General features: G+C 66.7%; 23 protein-coding genes. 14 read left to right on the top strand and 9 right to left on the bottom strand.

From position 1 onward, the window contains the following. On the bottom strand, positions 1 to 1,164 hold the full coding sequence (locus ACLBYA_RS07215; protein WP_447709062.1) for a cytochrome P450: 1,164 nt from the start codon (positions 1,162 to 1,164) through the stop codon (positions 1 to 3). 242 nt (positions 1,165 to 1,406) lie between these two features. On the opposite strand from ACLBYA_RS07215, the gene ACLBYA_RS07220 reads away from it, so the two are divergent. Continuing rightward, positions 1,407 to 2,882: an aldehyde dehydrogenase family protein gene (locus ACLBYA_RS07220; RefSeq protein WP_447708700.1), complete on the top strand. Its 1,476-nt coding sequence runs from the start codon at positions 1,407 to 1,409 to the stop codon at positions 2,880 to 2,882. Between the two features lies 1 nt (position 2,883). On the opposite strand, the gene ACLBYA_RS07225 is transcribed toward ACLBYA_RS07220, so the two are convergent. The 3 genes from ACLBYA_RS07225 to ACLBYA_RS07235 are packed head-to-tail and all read right to left on the bottom strand — an operon-like array spanning position 2,884 to position 6,116. Then, positions 2,884 to 4,524, bottom strand: a complete 1,641-nt coding sequence (locus ACLBYA_RS07225) for an acyl-CoA synthetase (RefSeq protein ID WP_447708701.1) — start codon at positions 4,522 to 4,524, stop codon at positions 2,884 to 2,886. Positions 4,525 to 4,527: 3 nt separating this feature from the next. Continuing rightward, on the bottom strand, positions 4,528 to 5,109 hold the full coding sequence (locus ACLBYA_RS07230; protein ID WP_447708702.1) for a cysteine hydrolase: 582 nt from the start codon (positions 5,107 to 5,109) through the stop codon (positions 4,528 to 4,530). Continuing rightward, the gene (locus tag ACLBYA_RS07235) at positions 5,106 to 6,116 is read right to left on the bottom strand and encodes an aromatic ring-hydroxylating oxygenase subunit alpha (protein WP_447708703.1); all 1,011 of its coding nucleotides are present in this window, start codon (positions 6,114 to 6,116) and stop codon (positions 5,106 to 5,108) included. The genes ACLBYA_RS07230 and ACLBYA_RS07235 overlap by 4 nt, the downstream gene beginning before the upstream one ends. An 85-nt stretch (positions 6,117 to 6,201) precedes the next feature. On the opposite strand from ACLBYA_RS07235, the gene ACLBYA_RS07240 reads away from it, so the two are divergent. Genes ACLBYA_RS07240 through ACLBYA_RS07260 form a run of 5 tightly spaced genes read left to right on the top strand, consistent with a single transcriptional unit; the run spans position 6,202 to position 11,158 of the window. Beyond that, on the top strand, positions 6,202 to 7,023 hold the full coding sequence (locus ACLBYA_RS07240) for a mycofactocin-coupled SDR family oxidoreductase (protein WP_447708704.1): 822 nt from the start codon (positions 6,202 to 6,204) through the stop codon (positions 7,021 to 7,023). A 2-nt stretch (positions 7,024 to 7,025) separates the two neighbouring features. Beyond that, complete coding sequence (locus ACLBYA_RS07245; RefSeq protein WP_447708705.1) at positions 7,026 to 7,460, top strand: nuclear transport factor 2 family protein; 435 nt, start codon at positions 7,026 to 7,028, stop codon at positions 7,458 to 7,460. 2 nt (positions 7,461 to 7,462) lie between these two features. Continuing rightward, complete coding sequence (locus ACLBYA_RS07250) at positions 7,463 to 8,482, top strand: NAD-dependent epimerase/dehydratase family protein (RefSeq protein ID WP_447709063.1); 1,020 nt, start codon at positions 7,463 to 7,465, stop codon at positions 8,480 to 8,482. Continuing rightward, complete coding sequence (locus ACLBYA_RS07255) at positions 8,479 to 10,080, top strand: flavin-containing monooxygenase (RefSeq protein ID WP_447708706.1); 1,602 nt, start codon at positions 8,479 to 8,481, stop codon at positions 10,078 to 10,080. Before ACLBYA_RS07250 ends, ACLBYA_RS07255 begins: the two co-directional genes overlap by 4 nt. Further along, positions 10,073 to 11,158, top strand: coding sequence for an alpha/beta fold hydrolase (locus ACLBYA_RS07260; protein WP_447708707.1), 1,086 nt, complete (start codon positions 10,073 to 10,075; stop codon positions 11,156 to 11,158). Before ACLBYA_RS07255 ends, ACLBYA_RS07260 begins: the two co-directional genes overlap by 8 nt. Here the strand turns inward: ACLBYA_RS07260 and ACLBYA_RS07265 are convergent. Then, on the bottom strand, positions 11,146 to 11,748 hold the full coding sequence (locus ACLBYA_RS07265; RefSeq protein ID WP_447708708.1) for a TetR/AcrR family transcriptional regulator: 603 nt from the start codon (positions 11,746 to 11,748) through the stop codon (positions 11,146 to 11,148). The genes ACLBYA_RS07260 and ACLBYA_RS07265 overlap by 13 nt on opposite strands. A 64-nt stretch (positions 11,749 to 11,812) precedes the next feature. Here ACLBYA_RS07265 and ACLBYA_RS07270 point away from each other — a divergent pair, with 64 nt between their 5' ends. The 4 genes from ACLBYA_RS07270 to ACLBYA_RS07285 all read left to right on the top strand — a co-directional run bounded on the left by ACLBYA_RS07270 (position 11,813) and on the right by ACLBYA_RS07285 (position 15,189). Then, a complete protein-coding gene (locus ACLBYA_RS07270; protein ID WP_447708709.1) occupies positions 11,813 to 12,829 on the top strand; it encodes a phosphotransferase in 1,017 nt (338 codons plus the stop codon). Then, a complete protein-coding gene (locus ACLBYA_RS07275; RefSeq protein ID WP_447708710.1) occupies positions 12,826 to 13,197 on the top strand; it encodes a nuclear transport factor 2 family protein in 372 nt (123 codons plus the stop codon). The genes ACLBYA_RS07270 and ACLBYA_RS07275 overlap by 4 nt, the downstream gene beginning before the upstream one ends. Further along, entirely contained in the window at positions 13,194 to 14,240 is a 1,047-nt protein-coding gene (locus ACLBYA_RS07280) for a TIGR03857 family LLM class F420-dependent oxidoreductase (RefSeq protein ID WP_447708711.1), read from the top strand. Before ACLBYA_RS07275 ends, ACLBYA_RS07280 begins: the two co-directional genes overlap by 4 nt. Positions 14,241 to 14,331: 91 nt before the next feature. Beyond that, positions 14,332 to 15,189, top strand: coding sequence for a DUF559 domain-containing protein (locus ACLBYA_RS07285; RefSeq protein ID WP_447708712.1), 858 nt, complete (start codon positions 14,332 to 14,334; stop codon positions 15,187 to 15,189). Positions 15,190 to 15,240: 51 nt separating this feature from the next. On the opposite strand, the gene ACLBYA_RS07290 is transcribed toward ACLBYA_RS07285, so the two are convergent. Next, positions 15,241 to 16,737 carry an acyl-CoA carboxylase subunit beta gene (locus tag ACLBYA_RS07290; protein WP_447708713.1) on the bottom strand — a complete coding sequence of 499 codons (1,497 nt, stop codon included), beginning with the start codon at positions 16,735 to 16,737 and terminating at the stop codon, positions 15,241 to 15,243. 74 nt (positions 16,738 to 16,811) lie between these two features. Between ACLBYA_RS07290 and ACLBYA_RS07295 the strand changes: the two genes are divergently transcribed. Genes ACLBYA_RS07295 through ACLBYA_RS07305 form a run of 3 tightly spaced genes read left to right on the top strand, consistent with a single transcriptional unit; the run spans position 16,812 to position 19,943 of the window. Further along, a complete protein-coding gene (locus tag ACLBYA_RS07295; protein WP_447708714.1) occupies positions 16,812 to 17,858 on the top strand; it encodes an LLM class F420-dependent oxidoreductase in 1,047 nt (348 codons plus the stop codon). After that, positions 17,855 to 18,697, top strand: coding sequence for an SDR family oxidoreductase (locus tag ACLBYA_RS07300; RefSeq protein WP_447708715.1), 843 nt, complete (start codon positions 17,855 to 17,857; stop codon positions 18,695 to 18,697). Before ACLBYA_RS07295 ends, ACLBYA_RS07300 begins: the two co-directional genes overlap by 4 nt. A 10-nt stretch (positions 18,698 to 18,707) precedes the next feature. After that, positions 18,708 to 19,943, top strand: a complete 1,236-nt coding sequence (locus tag ACLBYA_RS07305) for a cytochrome P450 (RefSeq protein ID WP_447708716.1) — start codon at positions 18,708 to 18,710, stop codon at positions 19,941 to 19,943. On the opposite strand, the gene ACLBYA_RS07310 is transcribed toward ACLBYA_RS07305, so the two are convergent. From ACLBYA_RS07310 to ACLBYA_RS07320, 3 genes are read right to left on the bottom strand one after another with little or no spacing between them, the layout of a single operon-like run. Further along, on the bottom strand, positions 19,940 to 20,131 hold the full coding sequence (locus tag ACLBYA_RS07310) for a YbdD/YjiX family protein (protein ID WP_447708717.1): 192 nt from the start codon (positions 20,129 to 20,131) through the stop codon (positions 19,940 to 19,942). The two genes, ACLBYA_RS07305 and ACLBYA_RS07310, sit on opposite strands and share 4 nt — an antisense overlap. Then, positions 20,077 to 22,362, bottom strand: a complete 2,286-nt coding sequence (locus ACLBYA_RS07315; protein WP_447708718.1) for a carbon starvation CstA family protein — start codon at positions 22,360 to 22,362, stop codon at positions 20,077 to 20,079. Before ACLBYA_RS07315 ends, ACLBYA_RS07310 begins: the two co-directional genes overlap by 55 nt. 45 nt (positions 22,363 to 22,407) lie before the next feature. Continuing rightward, positions 22,408 to 23,949 carry an ATP-dependent DNA ligase gene (locus tag ACLBYA_RS07320; RefSeq protein ID WP_447708719.1) on the bottom strand — a complete coding sequence of 514 codons (1,542 nt, stop codon included), beginning with the start codon at positions 23,947 to 23,949 and terminating at the stop codon, positions 22,408 to 22,410. A 109-nt stretch (positions 23,950 to 24,058) separates the two neighbouring features. On the opposite strand from ACLBYA_RS07320, the gene narJ reads away from it, so the two are divergent. Further along, positions 24,059 to 24,697 (top strand): nitrate reductase molybdenum cofactor assembly chaperone, encoded by a 639-nt coding sequence (gene narJ / locus ACLBYA_RS07325; RefSeq protein ID WP_447708720.1) that lies wholly within the window; start codon positions 24,059 to 24,061, stop codon positions 24,695 to 24,697. Positions 24,698 to 24,770 lie beyond the last annotated feature (73 nt).

Consider the following 24,770-nt stretch of genomic DNA (forward strand, 5'->3'; position numbering starts at 1 on the left):
TCAGCGGATCGGGTCGAAGGTGACCGGCACGGCGGTCGGGGACCGGAAGGGCTGACCGAAGATGTGCGGATCATCGGTGGTGTCGAGTTCGATGTTGGTGACCCGGTTGAGCAGGCACTCGATGGCCACCCGGGTCTCCATCCTGGCCAGGTGCAGGCCCAGACAGGTGTGCTCGCCGGCGGCAAAGGTTATGTGCGGCACCCGGTCCCGGAAGATGTCGAACTCCTCGGAACGCGCCCACCGACTCTCGTCACGGTTGGCCGAGCCGATGCACACGTCGATCACCGCACCGGCGGGCAGCGCCACACCGTCGAGTTCGGTGTCGACGCTGGCCGAACGCTGCACTGTCGTCAAGGGTGTCTCGTACCGCAGGCCCTCTTCGATGGCCGCGCCGATCAACTCGTGGTCGGCCTGCACCGCGGCGAACTGGTCGGGATGGGTGAGCAGCAGGTAGAGCAGATTGCCCGACGATCGGAAGGTGGTCTCCAGCCCGGCCGGCAACAGCAGGCGCAGGAACGAGTAGATCTCCTCGTCGGTGAGCTTCTCGCCGTCCACCTCGGCGGTCACCAGGTCGCCGATGATGTCGTCGGTGGGGGCGGACCGGCGCAGCTCGATCTGGTTGACGAAGTAATCCTTCAGGGCGGCCGACGCCTCGAAGGCACGCTTGTATTTCACGTGGTAGCTGATCAATTCGACCGCCCGGGCCCGGAACCAGGTGAGGTCCTCCTCGGGCAGGCCCAGCAGCTTGGAGATGACGCGGGTCGGGAACTCGAAGGTGAAATCTTTGACCAGGTCCGCGCGACCGGTGTCGATGAACTCGTCGATCAGTTGTTCGCAGATGGGGCGCACGATCTCGGGTTCCCACCGCTTGAGCGACTTGGCCTTGAAGGCGGTGGTGACCAGATTGCGGTGCGCCCGGTGCAGTGGGCCCTCCATCGCCAGGATGGACGGGCCGATGAAGAGTCCGATCGTCTCGTCGTAGATCTTCGAGTTGAAGGATTTGCTGTCCCGGAAGACGGTGTTGACCGCGTCGAAGGATACCGCGGCGTACTGGTGCGCGGGGCGGAACTCGTCGGGCGTCTTGGACCAGTCCATGACACTGCCCTCGAAGACGCCGTGCCGGCTCCGGTGCGCCTGGAACAGGGGATAGGGGTTGCGCAGCAGATTGAACGACGCGTCTGTGGCGACGTCAGCTTCCCCCGTCGCTTCGCTCGCCCCGACGTCGATCTCGCGAGTCTGACTGTCCACTGCTGCTCCCGTCTCGGGGCCGATACCGACCGATATTACTGTAAAGCTTACAGTAGAACGTCCCGTCCGCACGAACTGTTGCCTCTTCCAGTGCCGATGAATCATTGGCGCGGTTGTGGGAGGCTGCTACCGTCGGATTTACCGAAAGGAGTTCGACGATGAGCGCAGCCCCGGTTTTCGACGCTGACCGGATCGATCTTGCGGACCTGCTCGACCGCCAACGTCGCGCCTTCGTCGCCGCGGGACCGCCGGATATCGCAGACCGTCGCAACCGGATCGATCGACTGTTGGCCCTCGTGCTGGACAACACCGACGCCTTCGTCGACGCGATGGCCGCCGACTTCGGTACCCGTTCGCGGGCCGCCTCGCTGTTCACCGAGGTCGTCGGCATGATCCCGGTGATCGAACACACCAGAGCCCATGTCCCGCAATGGATGAAGGCCACCCCGCTGATGCGGGCCGCGAGGTTCGCCGGGTTGCGTGCCGAGGTCGAACCGGCCCCGCTGGGTGTCGTCGGGATCATCGGCCCCTGGAACTTCCCGCTCAACCTGGTGGTGCTGCCGGCAGCGGCGGCCTTCGCGGCGGGTAACCGGGTGATGATCAAGATGTCCGAAGTCACCTCTCGGACAGCCGAACTGATGGCAAAGCTGGCCCCGAGGTACTTCGAGGACACCGAACTGGCGGTGGTGACCGGCGGCCCCGAGGTTGCTGCGGAGTTCGCCTCCCTCGCCTTTGACCACCTGTTCTTCACCGGGTCGCCCGCGGTGGGGTCGCTGGTCCAGCGGGCCGCGGCGGCCAACCTCGTCCCGGTGACCCTGGAACTGGGCGGCAAGAATCCCGTGGTGGTGGCGCCCGACGCCGATATCGACCGTTCGGCCACTCGAATTGCGCAGGCGCGCATGGTCAACGGCGGTCAGGTATGCGTCTGTCCGGACTACGTTTTTGTCCCGCAGGCCGACCTCGCAAGGTTCTTGGCCGTCGTCCGGCAGACCTGGGCGGGCATGTTCTCCCACATCGTCACCAACGACGACTACTGCTCGAGTGTCAACGAGGCCAACTTCGATCGGGTGGTGGCGCTCGTCGAGGACGCCCGATCGCGCGGGGCCGGTGTGCACACCGTCGCGCCGGCCGGCGAGACCCTGCCCGACCGGGCCAGTCGCAAGATCGCACCGACCCTGGTCACCGGTATCGACGACACCATGGCGATCGCGTCGGAGGAGATCTTCGGTCCGGTGCTGTCGGTACTGGGCTACGCGGCACTGGATGAGGTGATCGACTACGTCAACGCCCGGCCCGCGCCGCTGGTCGCATACTGGTTCGGCCCCGACGGCGCCGGCTTCCGTGGTTTCGTCCGCAGGACCCGCAGTGGCGGGGTGGCACGCAATGACTTTGCGGCCCAGATGATCCCGTCCGCCGCGCCGTTCGGTGGTGTGGGGCGCAGCGGGATGGGGGCCTATCACGGCAAGGCCGGTTTCGATGCCTTCAGCCACCACCGCACCGTGGTGGGCACCGACCTGCCGTTCAGCATGACCGGGTCGGCCGCCCCGCCGTTCCGGCGCGGAATGCGGATGTACGCCGACCTGTCGCTGGGCCTGGCCCGGCGCCGCACCCGGCGCCGGCTGGCTTCCCGGTGAACTACTCGCCGAGACCGGCCTGCTCGCGGGCCCACCGGTAGTCGGCCTTACCGGCGGGGCTGCGCACGATCACCGGCCGGAAGACCACTGCCTTGGGCAATTTGTACCGGGCGATCGTCGTCTCGGCGTGCGTGATGAGATCCTGCGCGCTCGCCTGTGCGCCGTCGGCAAGTGCCACCACCGCGACCACCTCGGCGCCCCACCGTTCGCTCGGCCGGCCGGCCACCACGACATCGGCCACCGCCGGGTGCGAGGCGATCGCCGACTCGACCTCCTCGGCGAAGATCTTCTCGCCGCCGGAGTTGATGGTCACCGAATCGCGGCCCAGCAACTCGATGGCACCGCCGTCCAGATGGCGGGCGCGGTCCCCGGGTACGGCGAACCGGACACCGTCGATCACCGGGAACGTCTTCGCCGTCTTGGCGGCATCACCCTTGTAGCCCAACGGGGCATAACCTCGCTGGGCCAGCCAGCCCAGCCCGTCGTGGGCAGCGGGTAACACGGCGCCGAAATCCTCGGCGACCACACAGGTGTCGGGCCCGGCATTGAAGGTGCCGGTCGAGACCGCGCCGGGCGCGGACATGTGACTCATCTGCGCACCGGTCTCCGAGGAGCCGACACCATCGATGACGATCAGGCCGGGTTTGGCGTCGATGAGTTGCTGTTTGACGTACGGGGTCAGTTGGGCGCCACCGTTGGCGATGACGGCCAAGCTGGAGACATCGGCGGCGCCGCTACGGATGGCGGCCAGCAGTGGGCGGGCCATCGCATCACCGACGACGGTGGCCACCAGCACCTGTTCGGTCGCGATGGCACGCACCACCTCGTCGGCATCGAAGGTGTCGACGGTGGCCGGGAACACCAGTGTCTGACCGGTGGTGATCGCCGTCATCGCCGCCCACTGTGCGGCTCCGTGGATGAGCGGCGGCAGGATCATCAGCTTGGTACCGGGATTTTCGGTAACCCGGGTTGCGATCTCCTCGACCGAGGTGGCCCGTTCACCGGTCACCATGTTCCGGCCGCCGAACGCGGTCATGAAAATGTCGTGTTGGCGCCACAGCACACCCTTGGGCATCCCGGTGGTGCCGCCGGTGTAGAGCACGTACAGATCGTCGGGGCTGGGCGCCACCGGTGGCGCGGTACTGTCGGCGGTCACGACCGACTCGTAATCGACCGCGCCGTCCAGTAATTCGTGCCCAGAATCGTCGGCGATCTGGATCAGTACCCGCAGGTGGGGGAGTTCGGCCCGGATCTCGGCGACCCGCGGTGCGAATGCGGCGTGGTAGAGCAGCGCCGACGCCTCGGAATCGGCCAGCAGATACTGCAATTCGTTCTTCACATACCGGTAGTTGACGTTGAACGGCGCGACCCGGGCACGGAAGGCGCCCAGCATGCCCTCCACGAACTCGGGTCCGTTGTAGGCGTATATCCCCAGCAGGTCCTGCCCGACCTCGTGCCCGGCCAGTGTGGCGCGATCGGTGTGGGCGCCCAGGCCTTGAGTGTGCAGGTAGGCGGCCAGTTTCTGGGATCGGTCGACGATATCGGCATAGCTGTGGCGGCGCAGGCCCTGAACCACCAATGTGCGGTCGGGGATCGCGGCGGCGACGGCTTCGGCGACGGCGGAGACGGTGAATTCGGTCATGGGCTACTTCCAGGAGGCGATGAGGTCATCGGTGGTGGTGACGCTGGCGAGCAGGGACAGACTGTTGTCGATGACGGCCTGGCCGTATTCGGCGGGGAAGCCGGCCACGGCGTCCCGCGGCAGCACCACCCGGTAGCCGGCGTTGACGGCGTCCATCACCAGACTGGGGATGGCGATGTTCAGCGATACGCCGACGGCGACGATGGTGTCGACACCGAGATTGCGCAGCACCGCATCCAGGTCGGTGCCACCCATCGGGCCGACACCGTGCCAGCGCGCGAGCACCAGATCGGTTGGCTCCGGGCCGAATTCGGGCAGCAGTGTCGCCCCCTCGCTGCCCGGGGTGATGTCGACGGCTTTCTTGCCCGCAGCGAACAGTCGGGCGTTGTGGTTGGAGCCCAGGCCGTCCGGTCGACGTTGCACCGTGCAGTGCACGATGTGGTGGCCGGCGCCGCGGGCAGCGGGGAGCAGTCGCGCGATGTTGGGCAGCGCAAAACGTTGGGCCTCTTTGGCCAGTGCGCCCAGGCCGGCGTTGGGTCCGACGACCGCGCCCTGGAGTTCCTGGGTGACGACCGCGGTCGTCATACTCCCGACGTCGCAATCCCCGGCACCTCATAGAACTGTTCGGCCCATTTCCGCATGGCCATATACGGTTTCGCATCGATCTTGGACAGCGACGGTCGTTCTACGTACTTCTGGTAACGCCAGATGTCCAGGTCATCCCAGACCGTGATCAGGTACTGCTTCTCGACCCGCTTTTGCACATGCTCTGGTGGAATGTCGGAGGTGTCGCCGGGTTCCCTGGGCCACCAGATCGAATAGAACATGTTGGACACTTCATCGTCGACCGGGGTGCAGGCGAAGATCAGTCGGTGGCTGGCCGCACCCTCGAAGGCACTGATCGCGAATCCCAGTCCGGAGAAATGACTGTGGATGTAGAGCGACATCTTGTCCGGATCGTCGCTGCGGGCATCCGGCCACCCGGTGAGGAAGCGCCACTCGTTGTCGACGACCTGCCAGTCCAGGCACACCGGGGTGACGGTCGCGCGATGGACGTATCGGAAATGTGCGCTGTCCGGGCCATTTTCGGCCACGATCTGGGGATGCACCGGTTCGTTCTCGGCGAACCGGGAGAACTCCGGGAAGGGGCGATAGTAGGCGTCCGGGTCGGTCTCGAACTGGGGATGCTTGTCGAAGATGTCGGGTAGCTCCCACTTCGGCGGCTCACCGTGCGGCTGATACCACATGAACACACAGCCGTGCTGCTCTGAGATCGGGTACGTGCGCAGCCGCAACCCACGGTTGGGTTTGTCGGGCTGATACGGGATGAAGCGGTTGGTGCCGTCGGGTCCCCAGCGCCAGCCGTGGAAGGGGCACTCCACGCAGTCACCGACGATCTTGCCGCCGTGGCCCAGATGCGCGCCGAGATGTTTGCAGTGCCCTTCCATGAGGTGCAGTTCGCCAGCCTCGTCGCGCCAGGCGACCAGGTCCTCGCCGAAGTATCGCAACGGCCGCGTCTCGCCGGTCACGAACTCGGCGGACCAGCCGATCATGAACCAGCCGGTGACCTTCCAGGTGAACGGAACCTTCACGATCTTCATCCTCCGGATCCGGGCAAGATACTGAATAGCTTACAGTAGTATCGTCCGGGAACGTCGCCAAATGCAAAGGAGCACGATGCCCGGCCTGCTCACCGACAAGGTCGCCTTCATCACCGGTGCCGCCCGCGGTCAGGGCCGCGCGCACGCGGTCCGAATGGCCAACGAAGGCGCCGACATCATCGCCGTCGATATCGCCGGACCACTGCCTGCGAAGGTGCCCTATCTGTCGGCCACCCCCGACGAATTCGCCGAGACCGTCGATCTGGTGAAGGCGACCGGACGGCGGATCTTCCACCGCGCGGTCGACGTGCGTGACTTCGACGGCCTCAAATCCGCCGTCGACGACGGGGTCGCCGAGTTGGGGCGCCTCGACGTGATCGTGGCCAACGCCGGGATCACCATCCCGGAGGCCTGGCATGACATCACCCCCGAATCATTCCGCGACACCATCGACGTCAACGTCATCGGTGTCTGGAACACCGTGATGGCCGGCGCCCAGCACATCATCGACGGCGGCCGTGGCGGATCGGTAATCCTGGTGAGTTCCCTTGCCGGGGTGAAGATGCAGGCTTTCATGGTGCACTACACCGCCAGCAAGCACGCCGTCACCGGGATGGCCCGGGCGTTCGCGGCCGAGCTGGGCCGCCACCACATCCGGGTCAACAGCCTGCACCCCGGCCCGGTCAACACCTCGATGGGCACCGGTGACATGGTCGTCGCCCTGAACAAGGCGTTCGAGACCAACCCGCCGCTGGTGCAGATGGGCACCCCGTTCACCCCGAACTGGATCGTCGAACCCGAGGATGTCGCGGCCTCGGCAGTTTGGCTGGCCTCCGACGAGGCCCGGCACATCAGCGCGGTCGCGTTGTCCATCGACAACGGAATGGCGCAGTTCTAGACATGGACGATTACGAGGCGATCCGCCAACTCAAGGCCCGCTACTGCCGATTCCTGGATACCAAGGACTACGAGGCGTGGAAGAAACTGTTCGCCCCCGACGTCGTGGTCAAGCTGGACATGGCCATCTCGACCGGTGGCGCCGACGGACAGACCGCACCCGACCTGGTCGGGCTGGACGAGTTCGTGCCCGTGGTGCTCGGCGGTGTCGAGCACGCGCAGACCAAACACCATGTGCACACCCCGGAGATCGCCCTGACCTCGGACGCAACGGCGAAGGCGATCTGGGCGATGGAGGACCTGCTGTTGTTCGCCGACGGCGGTGAGCTTTTCGGCGCCGGGCACTATCACGAGACCTACGAAAAGCGCGACGGGTCGTGGGTGATCACCAGCCTGCACCTGACCCGCACCATCCTTCGTTTCACGCCGGCGACGTGACCATGGCCGAGTCGCGCACGGTGCTGGTCATGGGTGCGAGCGGATTCCTCGGCTCACATGTCACCCGGCAGTTGGTGCAGCGCGGTGACCGGGTGCGGGTGCTGCTGCGGCAGAGCAGTTCCACCAAGGGCATCGAGGATCTCGACGTCGAACGCCACCACGGCGACATCTTCGATCTGGAAGCGGTCCGGGCGGCGATGGCCGGTTGTGCGGTGGTGTTCTACTGCGTGGTGGATACCCGGGCCTGGTTGCGTGATCCGGCGCCGCTGTTCCACACCAATGTCGAGGGACTGCGCGGCGTGCTGGATGTGGCCACCGATGCGGGGCTGCAGCGATTCGTCTTCACCAGCACCATCGGCGCGGTGGCGATCGGCGGCCGTGGTGTCGGCGGCCGGGCCGCGACCGAGGATGATCCGTTCAACTGGCCTGGAATCGGCGGTCCATATATCGAATCCCGGCGGCAGGCCGAGGAATTGGTGCTCGACTACGCGCGGGAGCGTGGTCTGCCCGCCGTCGCGATGTGCGTGTCCAACACCTACGGACCCCGGGACTGGCAGCCGACTCCACACGGGTCGTTGATCGCGGCCGCCGCACTGGGACGGATACCCGGGTATGTCCGGGGTGTCGGCTCCGAGGTGGTGGGCGTCGAGGATGCGGCGCAGGCCCTGGTACTGGCCGCCGAACACGGGCGGGTGGGTGAACGGTACATCGTCTCGGAACGTTATCTGAGCCAGCGTGAGATGTTCACCGCCGCAACCGATGCCGTCGGTGCCAGAGCGCCGCGCTTCGGTATCCCGGTGCCGGTACTGTCCGTCGCCGCGGCGATCGGCGGCCTGATCGGCACGTTGACCCGGCGCGACACGTTGGTCACCCCGACATCGGCGCGGCTGATGGTGACGACGTCACCGCTGGACCATTCGAAGGCGACCCGCGAGCTGGGGTGGAAACCCGAGCCCGCCACCGAGGCGATCGCCCGGGCCGCCCGGTTCTTCCTCGAGCGGTACCGCAGGAGCGCGTCGTGACCGATCTCGATGTCGCGGTGATCGGGGCCGGGTTCTCCGGGCTCTACGCGCTGTACAAACTCCGCGACCTCGGTCTGCGGGTGCGGATCCTGGAACGCGCCGACGCCGTCGGCGGGACCTGGCTGGTGAACCGCTATCCCGGTGCCCGTTGTGATATCGAGAGCATCGAGTACTCCTACAGCTTCTCCCCGGAGATCGAGCAGGAGTGGGTGTGGACGGAGTCCATGCCGGCCCAACCCGAGATCGAGGCGTACCTCAACTTCGTCGCCGACCGACTCGACCTGCGCGACGGTATCGATTTCGGTGCCGAGGTCACCTCGATGACCTACGACGACGGTCGCTGGCTGCTGCAGACCGCGGGCGGCGCCGAGTACACCGTCCAGTTCGTGGTTGCCGCATCCGGCATCCTGTCGGTGCCGCTGGAACCGGCGATCCCGGGTCGGGACACGTTCGCGGGGGAATCGTTGTTCACCAATCGGTGGCCCGACGGTGTCGATCTGGAAGGCAAACGGGTCGGGGTGATCGGCACCGGCTCCACCGGCGTGCAGCTGATCCCGGTGGTGGCCCGAGAAGCCGGTCAGCTCTTTGTATTTCAACGGTCAGCGGCATTCACGCTGCCGTGGACGGTACACACCTTCACCGACGGTGAACTCGACGGTCTGAAGGCGGACTACGAGGCCATCCGAGCGGCGCAGCGCGCACATCCGGTGGGCGCGGCCCGGCTGTCGGCCTTCTCGGTGCTGCTCGACATGCTGGCCAGCCCGCCGATCAAGGCCGCCAGCCGCGAGGAGCAGTTGCGCGCCATCGACGAGCGCGGTGTGATGGGTGCGCTCAATTGGGGTGACGTGTTCTTCGATATCGAGGCCAACCGGATGGCCACCGCGCTCTACGGCGAGGCGATCGCCCGGATTGTCACCGACCCCGTGACCGCCGCCGCGTTGGTGCCCACGCACCCGTTCGCGTGTAAGCGCCCCATCATCGACCAGGGTTACTACCAGACCTTCAATCGTGACAATGTGACGCTGGTGGATCTGCGGGCCGGCCCGATCGTCGCGGTGACCCCGGACGGGATCTCCACCGAGCAAGGTGATTTCGCGCTGGATGTGATCATCTACGCCACCGGTTTCGACGCCATGACCGGTGCGCTGAGCCGGATGAAGGTCCGTGGCGTCGACGGTCGGCTGTTGGGTGACTTCTGGGCCGAGGAGGGGCCGCTGTCCTACCTCGGACTGGCCGTCGCGGGATTCCCGAATCTGTTCACCGTGCAGGGACCGGGTAGCCCGTCGGCGGCCACCAACTTCGTCGCAGCCATGGAACAGCACATCGAATGGATCGCGGACTGCATCGACTACCTGCGCCGCAACGGCTATCGCAGCATCGACGCGCAACCCGGGGCGCAGCGGGAATGGATCGAGCACGCCACCTCGTTGGTGGCACCGACGGTGCTGACCCACCCGTCCTGCAACTCCTGGTACAACGGCGCCAACGTGCCCGGCAAGAAGCGGATGTACATGGGCTACACCGCAGGTATACCCGAGTACCGGCGGCGCTGCGACGAGATCGCCGGCAACGGCTACCAGGGATTCACCCTTGCGTAGGGCGGTCCAGATCGCCTGGGAGCTCGGCGGTGTGCTGCCGCGGTCGGTCGGTGCGCTGCACGTGTCCGGGGATTGGTCGCGGTTCTCACCGGCCGGGTGGCGCCAACTCGGTGAGGTCGCCCTCGACGAACTCGTGGTGACCGGCATGACCTTGAGTGGCCCGCCACCGCAGCTGCCGCGACCACTGGCGGCCTATGAGGCCGCGGCCGAGGAACTCGGCGTGGTCGGGGTCGACGGCGCGCACCGGAGCCCGGAACCGTTGGCCGTGAAGGAATTACGGCCGTGCAGCTTTGGGGCGCTGCAGTATGAGGAGTTGACGTTCGACCATGTTCCCGGCCTACCGGATTCGCTGCTCGCCGATGGGCACGGCGGCTCGGCGACAGCCCGGGTGCGGTTGTACCGGTCGGGTCCGGATCGACCGTGGGTGGTGTGGATCCACGGTGCCGGGCAGGGTGATCCGATGGACCTCATGGTGGCGCGGGTGCGTAGGCTCGGGGCGCTGGGCTTCAATGTAGCGCTGCCGGTGCAGCCCGGTCACGGTGCGCGACGGAGGTCCTGGCCGGAGTACCCGGCGCGGGACCCGGCGGCCAATGTCGCCGGAACCATCCGGGTGGTCTCCGAGGTGCGGGCGCTGATCGGTTGGCTTGCCGCGGATTCGGGACCGGTGGTGGTGTCGGGACTGTCCCTGGGTAGTGCGGTGGCCGCGTTGGTCGCGCACCTGGATTCGGCCGTGGATGCGGTGGCGCTGTACACGCCGATCCTCGGTCTGAACACCATGATCGGGATGCATCTGGGTCGGTGGGGACCGACGGGCCGGGACGCGGCGGCGCAGTTGCAGTCGGCGACGGTGTCCGCATTGACCTCGGTCATCGATCCGCTGGCCACCACGCCGCGTACCGACCGTCGGCTCATCGTCGGCGCCTGGCATGACCAGATGGCCATGCGCAGTTCGGCGTTGGCCATGCATCAGCGCTGGGGCGGGGAACTGTACTGGCACGACGGCAGCCACGTCGGGCACCTGTTCTCCGGAGGTGTGCAGGAGGCCACCGAGCGGTTCCTGGTGGGTCAGGCCCCGTAGGTTGTGATGATGCGGGCCCGCACGGTGTCGATCTCGTGAGCAAGGTCGTGGAGTTCGGGCAATACCACCCACTGATAGGCGATGCCGAAGATCGCCCCGGTGATATCGCGGACCGCCGCATCGGCATCGACATCGGAGCGCATCGATCCGTCGGCCATCCCGGTGCGCACACCGGCAAGGATCTTCGCGGCATTGTCCTGGAGTTGGGCGCGTACACCCTCGCGCAGCCGGGAACTCACCTTCACCGCCTCGAACGCGGCGACAAAGATCGCCCTGGTGACGGCGGCATCCTCGGCATGGATCTCGTGCACCCGGTCGAAATGGGCGAGGACCTGTTGCAGACCGGTGGCGCCGGGCTCGGGATCGGGGTTCAGGCGTGCGACATACACCTGCTGAAACGCCTCGAGGATGGCATCCTTGCCGCCGTAGCGTGCGTGCACCATGGCCCTGCTATACCCGGCGCGTCGTCCGATCTCTGCGGCTGTTGTTGCCTCCCAGCCTTTTTCGACGATCAACTCGGCGGCGGCCTGCAGCATCCGCTGGGACGACTGCTCGACGCGTTCGGGTTGGGTCAGGCGCTGCGATGGCACCCTTGCATATTAGACGCTCGACAACTAACTTACTTGTTCAGTGTCAAATAACAGGAGGTCGACGATGACCCAGGTGCCGTCGACGATCGATGAGGTGACCGCGCCGTGGCTGGCCGAGTGCTTGGGGGCAACCGTCACGCATGCACGTGCCGAGCGCATCGCCGAGGACACCGGCTTCTCGGCGAACCTGTACCGGGTGCATCTGACCGGTTCCGGACCCGCGTCGGTGATCGTCAAGCTGCCCGCCGAATCGCTGGCCCGCGGCGGTATGGAGATGCTGGGTGGGTACCAGCGTGAGATCCGGTTCTACTCCGATATCGCCGCGCACGCGCCAATCGGGACGCCGCACTGCCATGCCGCGCGGATCTCCGGTCAGGACTTCGTCCTGGTGCTGGAGGACCTATGCGACTGGGACAATGCCGATCACCTGGCCGGGCTGTCGATCGATCAGGCACGGCAGTGCATCGGCCAGCTGGCGGGCCTGCATGCGTGGTCCGCGGAAGCCGATCCGGCGATCCTGGAGGCGTTTCCCGGAATCGACAGTGCGCTGACACGCGACCTGTTCCTGCCTGCCTTCGCGCCCGGGTGGGCGCTCTACCGCGAGCACACCAGTCGCGCGGTGCCGGCAGCGGTGGCGGCATTCGCCGAACGGTTCGCCGAGCGGGCCCCGCAGGCGCTGTCTGCGCTGGGTAGGCGGAACACGTTGCTGCACGGTGATATCCGGGCCGACAACATGTTCTTCCGTGGTGACGATCTCAAGCTGGTCGATTTCCAGCTGACCGTCCGGGGAGCCGGCGCGGCCGATATCGCCTATCTGGTCAGCCAGGGCCTACCGACCGAGATCCGGCGCGGCCGGGACGAATCGTTGGTGGTCGAATACACGGCGCTGGTGCCGGACTACCCGTTCGACGAGGCGTGGCGCGAGTACCGGCTGGCCACTGCGCTGCTGCTGTACATGCCGGTGGTCGCGCTGCTGACCTGGGACACCGTGCCCGAGCGGTCACGTCAGCTCTGCCTGACCCTGATCGACCGCGCGGTCGCTGCCATCGACGAGAGCGACGCCCTGGAGGTCTACACATGAGAACAGCGCGTGAGGTCGTCGAGCAGTACAACCTGGTGGTGTGGAACGAGCGCGATTTCGCGCTGGCCGATGAACTGTTGGGCGAGACCGTCACCCGCCACGAGGTCGGCGAGGCCACGGTCCTCGCGCATGAGCAGGCCGTCGCCCGGGTGGTCGATCACTGGGCGATGTTCGAGACCATCCGGTTCGACCTGAACCTGGTGGTGGCCGGGGATGACGGCGAGCATGTGGCGATCGTGTACCAGTCGCCGATGACGCTGAAGGACGGGATGGAAACCACGGTCGGCAGCATGGAGATCTTCCGGGTGATCGACGGACGTATCACCGAGGTGTGGAACTGCGGTTACAAGGAAGGGGTTTGGGCATGACGGAGGCAGTGCTGGACGAGCTCGGTTACTACCTGCTGGCCGGCGCGGGCGGTGAAGGCCCGGCCTCCCTCATAGAGGAGGCCCGCCGCGGTGAGGAGTTGGGCTTCGGCACCGGTTTCATCTCCGAGCGCTGGAATGTCAAGGAGGCGTCGTCGCTGACCGGTGCGGCGTTGGCCGTGACCAGCCGGATGCAGATCGCCACCGCCGCGACCAATCACAACACCCGGCACCCATTGATCACCGGATCGTGGGCGACGACCATGCACCGCCTGTCCGGCGGCAGATTCACCCTCGGCCTCGGCCGGGGTATCGCCGCGATGTACGGCGCCTTCGGCGTGCCCCCGGTGACGACCGCACAGATGGAGGATTTTGCGCAGGTCATGCGCCGACTTTGGCACGGGGAGTTGATCTTCAATCACGACGGCCCGATCGGCAAGTATCAGCTGCTGTTCCTGGATCCGGACTTCCGCGAAAACATCCGGTTGGCCATCGTCGCGTTCGGACCGCAGACCCTGGCGCTCGGCGGCCGTGAGTTCGACGATGTCATCCTGCACACCTACTTCACCCCGGAGACGCTGGCGCGCGCGGTCAAGACGGTGAAGGATGCCGCGGAGCAGGCAGGCCGCGACCCCGCCAGTGTGCGGGTGTGGTCGTGTTTCGCCACCGTCGGCGATCACCTGCCCGAGGAACTGAGGCTGAAGAAGACCGTCGCCCGGTTGGCCACCTACCTACAGGGTTACGGTGACCTGATGGTCAACACCAACGGGTGGGATCCGGCGGTCCTGCAACGCTTTCGTGACGACCAGGTGGTCCAGTCGGTCGGCGGCGGTATCGACCACAAGGCCAGCGCCGGGCAGATCGAACACATCGCCACGCTCATCCCCGATGAATGGCTGGAGCCGTCGGCCACCGGGTCGGCGCGCCAATGCGTGGACCGGATTCGCAAGGAGTTCGACTACGGGGCCGACGCGGTGATCATGCACGGTGCGACCCCCGACGAGCTGGAGCCCATCGTCGCCGAATACCGCGCCACCACCGCGTGATTTGTGGAGCCTTAACCGGACTCCTTACGGGTAAGACTCCACAAATCACAATGGGTGGAACCGATCGGCGGCATGCTGCGTCCAACTCGGTATGCTCTCGGACCTGCTGCGTGCTCACGACGGCGTCATCACGCTCGCTCACGCTCGACAAGCCGGCTTGAGCCAGGACGATGTCGACTACCGCGTGCGGCTCGGCCAGTGGCGACGGTGCTCCCGCGGCGTGTACTTCGCAGATGATCGCGAGTTCACCGATCGCGCCCGGATTCGGGCTGGTACATGGGCGTATGGCGAGCATGCAGTGGCCACGGGCCTGACTGCTGCCTGGTGGCACAGCCTCACGCAGTTTGCACCCGAAGTGGTGGAGGTGACCGTGCCAAGGGACTGTCGCCTGCAGTTTCGTCGCGGCACGCGACTTCGTCGGCGCGACCTGGACCCGGCGGAGGTGGTCGAACGGGAAGGGCTCAGGGTGACGGCGCTGCCGCTGACCGTCGTGGAAGCGGCTGCGCGACGCGGTGGCGGGGCAAGGTTGATGGACTCTGCGCTGCAGCGCCACGTCGACCTGCCCGCACTGTGGAAAGCTCACCTGAACAACAAGGGCCGCCACGGGTCACCGGCGGCACGCAGATTACTGCGTGCCGCCGAGGACGGAACACGCTCCGCGGCCGAACGACTGCTCGCGAAACTCATGCGCCAGGCGGGCATCACCGGCTGGAAGGCCAACTACCGGGTCGCCGGATACAAGGTCGACTACGCCTTCCCCGATGTGAAGCTGATCCTGGAGACCGACGGCTTCGCGTTCCACAGCGACGTCGACGATTTCAACAACGACCGCAAGCGACAGAACGCACTGATCCTCGCCGGGTATCTGGTCCTGCGATTCACCTGGCTGGACCTCACCGAGTACCCCGAGCGGGTCACTGCCCAGATCCAATGTGCGCTCACCCGTTGATTTGTGGAGTCTTGGCCGTAACGAGTCCGGGTAACACTCCACAAATCGCAACTAGGGGAGGATGACGGTGCGGGCCACCGGTTCGGCGGCGGCCTGCCGGGCCCGCAGCCCGCGGCGCAGGGCATCGAGCAGTTGATCGCGGGTCTCGCGGGGGTCGATCAGCTCGTCGAACCCGAGGTGCCCGGCGGAGCGGAACGAGGCGGTGAGCTCGGCCTCGCGCAACTTGGCGGCCAGGTCCTCCTCGGCGTGGGATGCCTTCGACAGCGCCGCCGCGCTCATCGCGCCCATCGTCGCGCCGGGGAAGGCGAATGTCGCCTCCTGCCCGTCGAAACCCAACAGCGACATCACCATCGAGCCGAACCCATACGCCTTGCGCAGTGTCACATGCAGTTTCAGTGTCGTGGCCGCGGTCTGCGCGGCGAACATCCGGGCGCCGGCCCGCAGCACCCCGGACTTCTCAGATCGACTGCCCGGCAGCATGCCCGGATTGTCGGCCAGGAACACGATCGGCAGATGGAACGAGTCGGCGACCATGATGAAATGTGCTGCCTTGTCAGCGGCATCGGCATCGATGGAGCCGGCCAACACGTTGGGCTGATTGGCCACCACTGCGACCGGATGCCCACCGAGGTGCGCCAGCGCGCAGATGATCGCCCTACCGAACTGCGGCTGCACCTCGAACCAGTCGGTGTTGTCGAAGATGACGTCGAGCACCGAGCGCATGTTGTAGACCCGGCGATTGTCCCGGGACACGATGTCGAGAAGCTCAGGGGTGGGGCGCGGCTCGGCGTCGGAGTCATGCGGCAGCGGCTCCGGATACGACCAGGCACTGGACGGGAAATACGAAAGGTAGCGGCGGATCTCGTCGATGACGCCCTCATCGGTGTCGGCGTGGTTGTGCACCACACCGCTGTGCAGGGCGACGCTCGGACCGCCCAGGTCCTCCTTGCTGATGTCCTCGCCGGTGGATTCCTTGACCACCGGTGGCCCCGCGGTGAAGATGGCGCCCTGGCTGCTCATGATCCGGAAATCGCTGACCGGCGCGACCAACGCGCCGTGGCCGGCCGACGGGCCGAGTAGCGCGGCCACCGTCGGCACCCGGCCCGAACACTGCGCCTGGGCAAGCAGATCGGTGGGGGTGCGACCGTAGCGCTCACCGCTGGCCCGGTGCCCGGCACCCTCCAACAACATCACCAGCGGGATCTTGTCGCGCAGCGCAAGTTCGGCGATTCGGTACCGCTTGGCGTTGCCGGACGGCCCGATGCTGCCGGCCAGGGTGGTGAAGTCCTCGGCGCCGACCATCACCGGCGATCCGTTGATCAGTCCGGACCCGGTGACGATGCCGTCGGCCGCGATCTCGCCGCCGGCCAGCATGCCCAGTTCGCGGAAGCTGCCCTTGTCGAGCAGGCGGTCGATGCGGGCGCGCACGTCGAGCTTGCCCTTGGCGTGGTGCTTGGCCACCCGCTCGGTGCCACCCATGCCCAGGGTGTGCGCACGCAGGCGTTCGAGATCGTCGAGCGTTTCCTGCCAGTCGGAGGAGTTCGTCATACACCGATCCTGTCTCGAGGGCTGCCGGCGGCGTTCGTTGACCATACCGAATTGCTTACTGTAGCGTCCCCGGCATGGGTAGTTCCGCCCGGCTGAGCATTGATCGCGGCATCCCCAGCGAGCTGCGCCTCGTGCCGTCGCGGGCACGCGAGATCGAACAACAGGGCTACGACGGATGCTGGACCGGCGAGCTCGCGCATGACCCGTTCCTGCCGTTGCTGCTGGCCGCCGAACACACCTCGCGGCTACAGGTCGGCACCAGCATCGCCGTCGCGTTCGCGCGCAACCCGATGACGGTGGCCAACCTCGGCTGGGACCTCAACACCTACTCCCAAGGCCGGTTCATCCTCGGGCTGGGCACCCAGGTGCAGGCCCATATCGAGAAGCGGTTCGGCATGCCGTGGAGTCACCCGGTGCGACGCATGCGCGAGTTCGTCGCTGCGCTGCAGGCGATCTGGACGACCTGGCAGGACGGTACCCGGCTGCAGTTCGAGGGGGAGTTCTACACCCACAAGCTGATGACGCCGATGTTCACCCCGGAACCGCAACCGCACGGGGTGCCGAAGGTCTTCATCGCCGCCGTCGGTGCGGCGATGACCCGGATGACCGGGGCCGTCGCCGACGGTCTGATCGCGCACGCGTTCACCACCCGGCGCTACCTTCACGAGGTCACCACGCCCGCGCTCGCCGATGGGCTCGCCGAAGCCGGGCGCGATCGGGATAGCTTCGAGCTGTCGTGCCCGGTGTTCGTGGTGACGGGCGAGAACGAGCAACAGTTCGAGGCGTCGGCAGCCGCCCACCGCAAGCAACTCGCGTTCTACGGCTCGACACCGGCCTACCGCCAGGTGCTCGATCTGCATGGCTGGGGTGACCTGCACACCGAACTGCACCGGCTGTCGCGGTTGGGGCAGTGGGACACCATGGCGACCCTCGTCGATGACGAGGTCCTGGGTGCCTTCGCTGTGGTCGCCGAATTGCCTTATGTCGCGGACGCATTGGTGCAACGCTGTGCGGGAGCCATTGATCGGGTGCTGCCGGGATTCCCGGCGGGCATGTCGGAGGACGCCGTGGCGAGGGTGCTCGACGATGTGCGCAAAGCCTTGGTGAGGAGCGGATCATGACCGACCGGATCAGCGGCAGAACCATCGCGGTGACCGGTGCGGCGCGCGGCATCGGATTCGCCACGGCGCGAGCCCTTCTGGACCGCGGCGCACGGGTGGTGATCGGCGATCGCGACATCGTGGAACTGGACAAGGCGAAGGCGGCACTCGGTATCCAGGGTTACCCGCTCGATGTCACCGACCGCGACTCGTTCGCCGGATTCCTGGACAACGCGCGTGGCGACGGACAGATCGACGTGCTGATCAACAACGCCGGGGTGATGCCGATCGGCGGCTTCCTGGACCAATCCGTGCAGGCCATCCGGTCGGCGATCGAGGTGAACTTCTACGGCGTGGTCACCGGCTGCCAGTTGGTACTGCCGGAGATGACCGCACGCGGCGCGGGTCACATCGTGAATGTGGCGTCGTTGGCCGGGATGATGCCGGTGCCGGGCCAAACGGTGTATTCCGGCACCAAATCGGCGGTCATCAGCCTGTCCAGCGCGATGGCCGACGAGTTCGCCTCCCGCGGTGTACAGGTGAGCGTCGTGATGCCGCCGTTCACCCGGACCGAGTTGATCACCGGGACGGCCCAGACGCGGGCCAACCGGCCCGTCGAACCCGAGGACATTGCCGTCGCGATCGTCAAGGTACTGAACCGGCCGCGCACCCATGTCAGCGTGCCCGGCGGCATCCGATTCGTGCTCGGCCCGTTGGGCTTGCTGGGACCGCGCGGGCGGCGTTGGGTCGGACGGCGATTCGGCACCGACCGGATGTTTCTGGAATTCGACGATGCCGCACGGCAGAGGTACGAGCAACGGGCGCAGGCCGCCACCGGCGTGCTGCGGGACGGACAATGAGGAGCAGCCGATGAGTACACCGACGATGGACGACGCGGCCCGGTGTCTGGCCGATCCGTCGGCCTATACCGACGAGGTGGGACTGCACGCCGCGCTGACCCACCTGCGACTGCACGCACCGGTGTCGCGGGTCGACGTGGCCGACTATGCACCGTTCTGGGCAATCACCAAGCACGCCGACATCATGGAGATCGAACGGGCCAACAACATCTTCACCAACTCGCCGCGCCCGGTGCTGATCACCAAGGAGGGTGACGCCCAACAGGCGGCCGTCGGCATCAAGACCCTGATCCACATGGACGATCCGCAGCACCGCGATTTCCGCGCGATCGGGGCCAACTGGTTCCGGCCCAAGGCCATGCGGGCACTCAAACAACGGGCCGACGAACTGGCGGTGCAGTTCGTGGACAAGATGGCCGCCGAAGGCCCGGAATGCGATTTTGTGCAACAGGTTGCGGTGAACTACCCGCTGTACATGATCATGACGCTGCTGGGCGTGCCGGAGGCAGATTTCGGCAAGCTGCTCAGTTGGACTCAGGAACTGTTCGGCAGCGATGACCCCGAGATGCAGCGCGGAACCAGCATGGAAGAGCGCGGGATGGCGCTGCTGGAGATGTTCCAGTATTTCACCGCACTGACCGCCGCGCGGCGCGCCAACCCGACCGACGATCTGGCTTCGACCATCGCCAACGCGACCATTGATGGACAGCCGCTCGACGATATCGAAACCGTGTCCTACTACGCGATTCTGGCGGCCGCCGGACACGACACGTCCAGTGCCAGCATCTCTGGCGGGATGCATGCGCTCGTCGCACATCCGGACCAACTGGCCCGGCTACGGGCGAACCCCGAGCTGATGCCGCTGGCGGTGGAGGAGATGATCCGGTGGACCACACCGGTGAAGGAATTCATGCGAACCGCCCAGCAGGACTACGAGATTCGTGGTGTGCGGATTCCGGCCGGCGATTCGGTGCTGCTGTCCTACGTATCGGGCAACCGGGACGAGGACGTCTTCGACGAGCCGTTCCGATTCGACATCGGCCGAGATCCCAACAAGCACATCGCGTTCGGCTACGGCGTGCACTTCTGCCTCGGTGCGGCACTGGCACGGCTGGAGGTCAACAGCTTCTTCTCGGCACTGCTACCTCGGCTGGAGTCGGTTGAACTGGCCGGCCCCGCCGAGCATGTGGCCACCACCTTTGTCGGCGGGCTCAAGCACCTGCCGCTGCGGTACCGGGTCAGCTAGCAGCAGCGCGACTGCGGGTTGGCCTCGGTGGCCGCGTGCCGCATCCGCCAGTACTCCCGCTCGGTGGGCACCGGCTCACCGGGATGCGACCGGGCCCGGTGCTCCGCATACCGGCGATAGTGGTTGTCGCCCATCAATGATGACCAGTACCAGCTGATCTGACGTATGAGGGTCCCAGCTCGTCCCATTGCTTCTGCACCTCCTTCTCGGCCGCGGTGGGTATCAACCCGGACGGTGCGAAAATCCGTGAGGGCACCGGGTCGTCCTCGGTGAGCGGACGTCCGGCCCCACGCAGGTGCCGGATCACCACCACCACGCCGGCGGCGACCACGATGACCACCAGGACCGCGAAGACGATCGACAGCGTGCCCTGGATGAAGGTGTTACGGACCACCGCGTCGATCTGATCGGGTGTCTTGGCCGCCCCGAATGATGACTCGCCGGCCTGCTTGGCCGCGACATACTGCGAATGCTGCTTCCAGTAACCGACTTTCGGGTCGGCCGAGAAGATCTTCTGCCAGGACGCCGTCATCGTCACGATCAGATCCCAGGCCAACGGCACTCCGGGTATCCACGCCCACTTGAGGTAGCCCTTCTTGATGATCACCACGGTGACCACCGTCAGGGCGATCGCGGCCAACAGCTGGTTGGCGATACCGAACAGCGGGAACAGCGTGTTGATGCCACCCAGCGGGTCGGTGACACCCATCAGCAGGATCGAACCCCAGGCGGCGACCACGATGACGCTGCAGGCCCAGGCGCCGACCCGCCAGCTCGGATCGCGCAGCTTCTTCATCGGCCCGCCGATATTTCCCAGCCCGTCGGACAGCATGAAGCGCGCCACCCGGGTGCCGGCATCGACGGTGGTCAGGATGAACAGCGCCTCGAACATGATCGCGAAGTGATACCAGAACGCCTTGAGCCCCGAACCACCGAACACCTGCAACACCTCGGACATGCCGAACGCCAGCGTCGGTGCGCCACCGGTGCGCGAGATGATGGACTCCTCACCGACACCGGCGGCAGCCGCCTCGATCTCGGCCGGGGTGATCGGCGCCCCGGACAGTCCCAGCCCGTTGACGTACTCGGCGGCCGATTCCGCCGCCCCGCCGGTCGCCGCGGCCGGTGCGTTCATCACGAAATACAGGTGCTGGTTCAGGATGCATGCGGTGATCAACGCCATGATCGCGACAAACGACTCGGTGAGCATGCCGCCGTAGCCGATGAGCCGCATCTGGCTTTCCTTCTCCAGCAGCTTCGGCGTGGTGCCCGAGGAGATCAGCGAGTGAAAGCCCGACAGTGCACCACAGGCGATGGTGATGAACAGGAACGGGAACAGTGCACCGGCGAAGACGGGGCCGTCACCGCGGGTGGCGAACTGCGAGATCGCCGGCGCCTCCATGAGCGGGCGGGCCAGCAGGATGCCGACGGCCAGCAGCGCGATGGTGCCGACCTTCATGAACGTCGACAGGTAGTCGCGCGGCGCCAGCAGCAACCACACCGGCAGCACCGAGGCGGCCAGACCGTAGATGATGATGCACCACGACAGCGTCACCTTGGACAACGTGAACCACTCGACGCCCCAGGAGGTTTCGGCGACCCACCCGCCGGCGACGACCGCCAGCAGCAGCAGTGCCACACCGATCAGCGAGACCTCCGAGACCCGGCCCGGCCGCAGGAAGCGCAGGTACAGCCCCATGAAGATGGCGATCGGGATGGTCATCGCGATGGAGAAAACGCCCCACGGGCTCTCGGCCAGGGCGTTGACGACCACCAGCGCCAGCACCGCCAGCAGGATCACCATGATCACCAGCACGCCGACGATCGCGGCGACACCACCGACGGGACCGAGTTCGTCACGCGCCATCTGGCCCAGCGAGCGTCCGCGCCGCCGCGTCGAGATGGTCAGCACCAGATAGTCCTGCACACATCCGGCGACCAGAGCGCCGATGATGATCCAGATGGTGCCCGGCAGGAAACCCATCTGGGTGGCCAGCACCGGGCCGACCAGCGGGCCCGCGCCGGCGATGGCGGCGAAGTGATGACCGAACAGCACCCGCCGGTCGGTCGGCATGTAATCGGTGCCGTTCTCGAAGATCTCGGCCGGGGTGGCGTTGTCATCGCGTGGTTTGACGATCTTCATCTCGATCAGCCGGGCATAAAACCGGAAACCGATGACATAGGTGCAGATCGCGGCGATGACAAACCAGACCGCGTTGACGGTCTCACCCCGGAAGAACGCGATCACCGCCCAGGCCACCGCGCCGAGCACGGCGACGACCGTGAAGATGATGCGGTGTTTGGTGGTGATCGGCGATCGGTCGATGACGGCTACCGGCGGCAGATCCTTGTCGGTCCGCACGTAGGTGATATCGCCGCGGGTTTCCTCGGTGCGTTCAGGAGCAGACGGTGATCCCATGGCCCGATCCTTGCACCGCGGCAACGTGAACTTGGGACTTTCACCTCAACCGTTGCGTTCGAACAGCTCACGAACGGTGTCGACCGTGTCGGCGTCGGCCGGGCCCTTGTCGTCGCGGTATCGCAGTACCCGGGCGAAGCGCAACGCCATGCCGCCGGGATAACGGGTCGAGCCCTGGACGCCGTCGAAGGCGATCTCGACGACCTGCTCGGGGCGCACCGTGACGACTCCGCCGGCGGAGCCGGCAATCGAGCCGGAGTGGTCGGTGCCGTCGGTGGCGAGCTCGGTGAACCGCTGGGTCTGCCAGGCGAGCATCTCGTCGGTCATGCCCTTGAACGTCTTGCCGAGCATGACGAACCCACCGTTGCGGTCCCGCGCGCCGAGGTGGATGTTGGACAGCTTGCCGGTGCGCCGCCCCGAGCCCCATTCGACCGCGAGCACCACCAGATCCAGGGTGTGCACCGGTTTGACCTTGAGCCAGCCCGATCCCCGGCGCCCCGCCTCATACGGCGCGGTCGGCGATTTCGCCATCAGGCCTTCATGCCCGGCCGCCAGGGTGGATTCCAGGAACTGTTGTGCCGCAACAGCATCTGTGGTGGCAAGACGTTGCACACGCTGCCCGGCGGGGACCACGTCGTCGAGGACCGCGAGCCGTTCGGCCATCGGCAGATCCAGCAGGTCGACCCCGTCGCGGTGCAGCAGATCGAAGAAGAACACCGACAGCGGTTCCTCGCGCGGCGCACTGGACCGGGTGCCGAACCGGGAGGCCGTGACCTGGAAGCGGTGCGGGCGGCCGTCGGGGCGCAGCGCGATGGCCTCGGCATCGGCGATCAGGTCACTGACCGGTAACGCCAGGGTGGCCTTGACGACCTCGGGCAGGCGCGCAGTGACATCGTCGAGGCTGCGGGTGTACACCGTGACCTGGGAGCCGACTCGGTGGATCTGCACCCGGGCGCCGTCCAGTTTGGCCTCGAACACCGCCGTGCCACCGAGTTTGTCGAGGGCTTCGGCCACCCCGGTCGCGGTCTGCGCCAGCATCGGGCCGACCGGCCTGCCCACCTGCAGTGTGAACTGCGCCAGATCGCCGCCGTCGAGTGCGGCACCGGCCACCGCCGACAGGTCACCCGCGAGCATCGCTGCCCGGCGCACCGCGGCCGGTGGCAGGTCGGCGGCCTTGGCCACCGCGTCGGCCATCACCCCGGCCAGCGCGCCCTGACGTAACTCGCCGGACAGCAGCCGCCGCAGGAATTGTTGTTCCGTCGCGGTGGCCGCGGCGAACAGGGCACCGACCTGCGCGGCACGGCGGGCGGTCGAGCCCTTGCCGGCTATGGCCTTGATCTCGGTGAGCGCGGTGTCGACGGCGGCGACGGTCAGTGTGGCTGCGGCGGCCGGCGCGGGCAGGTCGCGAAGGCCCGCCCAGCCGACGCCGATCTGGCGTTGTGGCAGGTCACCGGACAGCCAGGCCACCACCACCGGTACCTGGTCGCCGGCCGACCGCAGCACCGTGGCGACCCGGGCGACCTTCGCCAGCCGCGACGAGGTGGTACCCACCTCCGCCGAGGCGGCCGCGACTTCTGCCAACAACATGTCTCTCAGCGTGCCACCGGACACCGACATTTCACCGAATGCGTGCTCAACGGCGCAAACAGTGGTTGTCTTGGTGTATGTCGATGGCCGTTCCCGCTACGAGCCGAGCATGAGGCTGCGCCGCAGCCGACGCCCGGCCGTGCTGCACCACCGGATGGTGTGGCAGGGGTCGGCGCTGTTGTTGGCTCGGCCGGACCGCCAATTCTTCGATCGGGTGGAGACCGTCGCCGAGATGCTCGGGCACCTCGACGGTGCCCTGGCGATGCCGCTAGGCCGCGCCATCGCAGGCCTGCAGGTGCTCGATCTGGCGACGGTCCGGCGCTCCTACGAGCAGCTCTTCGGCCCCAGCATCGAACGCGATCTGCGACTGACGACCTGGGTGGCGGGCACCACCCGCGAGCAGGTCGTGCACGTGCAGGCGTTCACCGACGCCTACCGGGCCGCGGGGGTGAGCAGGCCCAGGGGTGAGGCGCACGATCACCTCGCGGTGCTGCTGGAGTTCGCCGCCAACGTCGATCCGGAGGCCGGTGCCCGACTGCTGGCCGAGCACCGGGTGTCCATCGCGGCCCTCGGGCGCACCGCCGCCGACGCGGGATCCGCCTACACACACGTGTTCGACGCCATCGGGGCGACACTGCCGGCGGTCGACGCCGATGAGGTCGACCAGCTGCTGGGAGCCGCCGAAGATGTTGGCCGGCAAGCCGTTGCGCCCGATCAGTCGCATCATCACGCGCCCAACGGTCGCTGACTCCGAACTAGGGACCTTCGGCCCTGCCGGGGGAGATCGCCGCCGCGAGAGAATCGAGGTGCAGCGAAGTGCG

Source organism: Mycobacterium sp. C31M, assembly GCF_053345865.1.

Bases quoted from the DNA above. Each gene is read 5' to 3' on its own strand.
- ACLBYA_RS07310 (WP_447708717.1), bottom strand. From the start codon at position 20,131: ATGGGACGAGCTGGGACCCTCATACGTCAGATCAGCTGGTACTGGTCA.
- ACLBYA_RS07225 (WP_447708701.1), bottom strand. From the start codon at position 4,524: ATGACCGAATTCACCGTCTCCGCCGTCGCCGAAGCCGTCGCCGCCGCG.
- ACLBYA_RS07245 (WP_447708705.1), top strand. From the start codon at position 7,026: ATGGACGATTACGAGGCGATCCGCCAACTCAAGGCCCGCTACTGCCGA.
- ACLBYA_RS07305 (WP_447708716.1), top strand. From the start codon at position 18,708: ATGAGTACACCGACGATGGACGACGCGGCCCGGTGTCTGGCCGATCCG.
- ACLBYA_RS07285 (WP_447708712.1), top strand. From the start codon at position 14,332: ATGCTCTCGGACCTGCTGCGTGCTCACGACGGCGTCATCACGCTCGCT.
- ACLBYA_RS07290 (WP_447708713.1), bottom strand. From the start codon at position 16,737: ATGACGAACTCCTCCGACTGGCAGGAAACGCTCGACGATCTCGAACGC.
- ACLBYA_RS07280 (WP_447708711.1), top strand. From the start codon at position 13,194: ATGACGGAGGCAGTGCTGGACGAGCTCGGTTACTACCTGCTGGCCGGC.
- ACLBYA_RS07320 (WP_447708719.1), bottom strand. From the start codon at position 23,949: ATGTTGTTGGCAGAAGTCGCGGCCGCCTCGGCGGAGGTGGGTACCACC.
- ACLBYA_RS07250 (WP_447709063.1), top strand. From the start codon at position 7,463: ATGGCCGAGTCGCGCACGGTGCTGGTCATGGGTGCGAGCGGATTCCTC.
- ACLBYA_RS07295 (WP_447708714.1), top strand. From the start codon at position 16,812: ATGGGTAGTTCCGCCCGGCTGAGCATTGATCGCGGCATCCCCAGCGAG.
- ACLBYA_RS07300 (WP_447708715.1), top strand. From the start codon at position 17,855: ATGACCGACCGGATCAGCGGCAGAACCATCGCGGTGACCGGTGCGGCG.
- ACLBYA_RS07275 (WP_447708710.1), top strand. From the start codon at position 12,826: ATGAGAACAGCGCGTGAGGTCGTCGAGCAGTACAACCTGGTGGTGTGG.
- ACLBYA_RS07220 (WP_447708700.1), top strand. From the start codon at position 1,407: ATGAGCGCAGCCCCGGTTTTCGACGCTGACCGGATCGATCTTGCGGAC.
- ACLBYA_RS07315 (WP_447708718.1), bottom strand. From the start codon at position 22,362: ATGGGATCACCGTCTGCTCCTGAACGCACCGAGGAAACCCGCGGCGAT.
- ACLBYA_RS07270 (WP_447708709.1), top strand. From the start codon at position 11,813: ATGACCCAGGTGCCGTCGACGATCGATGAGGTGACCGCGCCGTGGCTG.
- ACLBYA_RS07240 (WP_447708704.1), top strand. From the start codon at position 6,202: ATGCCCGGCCTGCTCACCGACAAGGTCGCCTTCATCACCGGTGCCGCC.
- narJ (WP_447708720.1), top strand. From the start codon at position 24,059: ATGAGGCTGCGCCGCAGCCGACGCCCGGCCGTGCTGCACCACCGGATG.
- ACLBYA_RS07230 (WP_447708702.1), bottom strand. From the start codon at position 5,109: ATGACGACCGCGGTCGTCACCCAGGAACTCCAGGGCGCGGTCGTCGGA.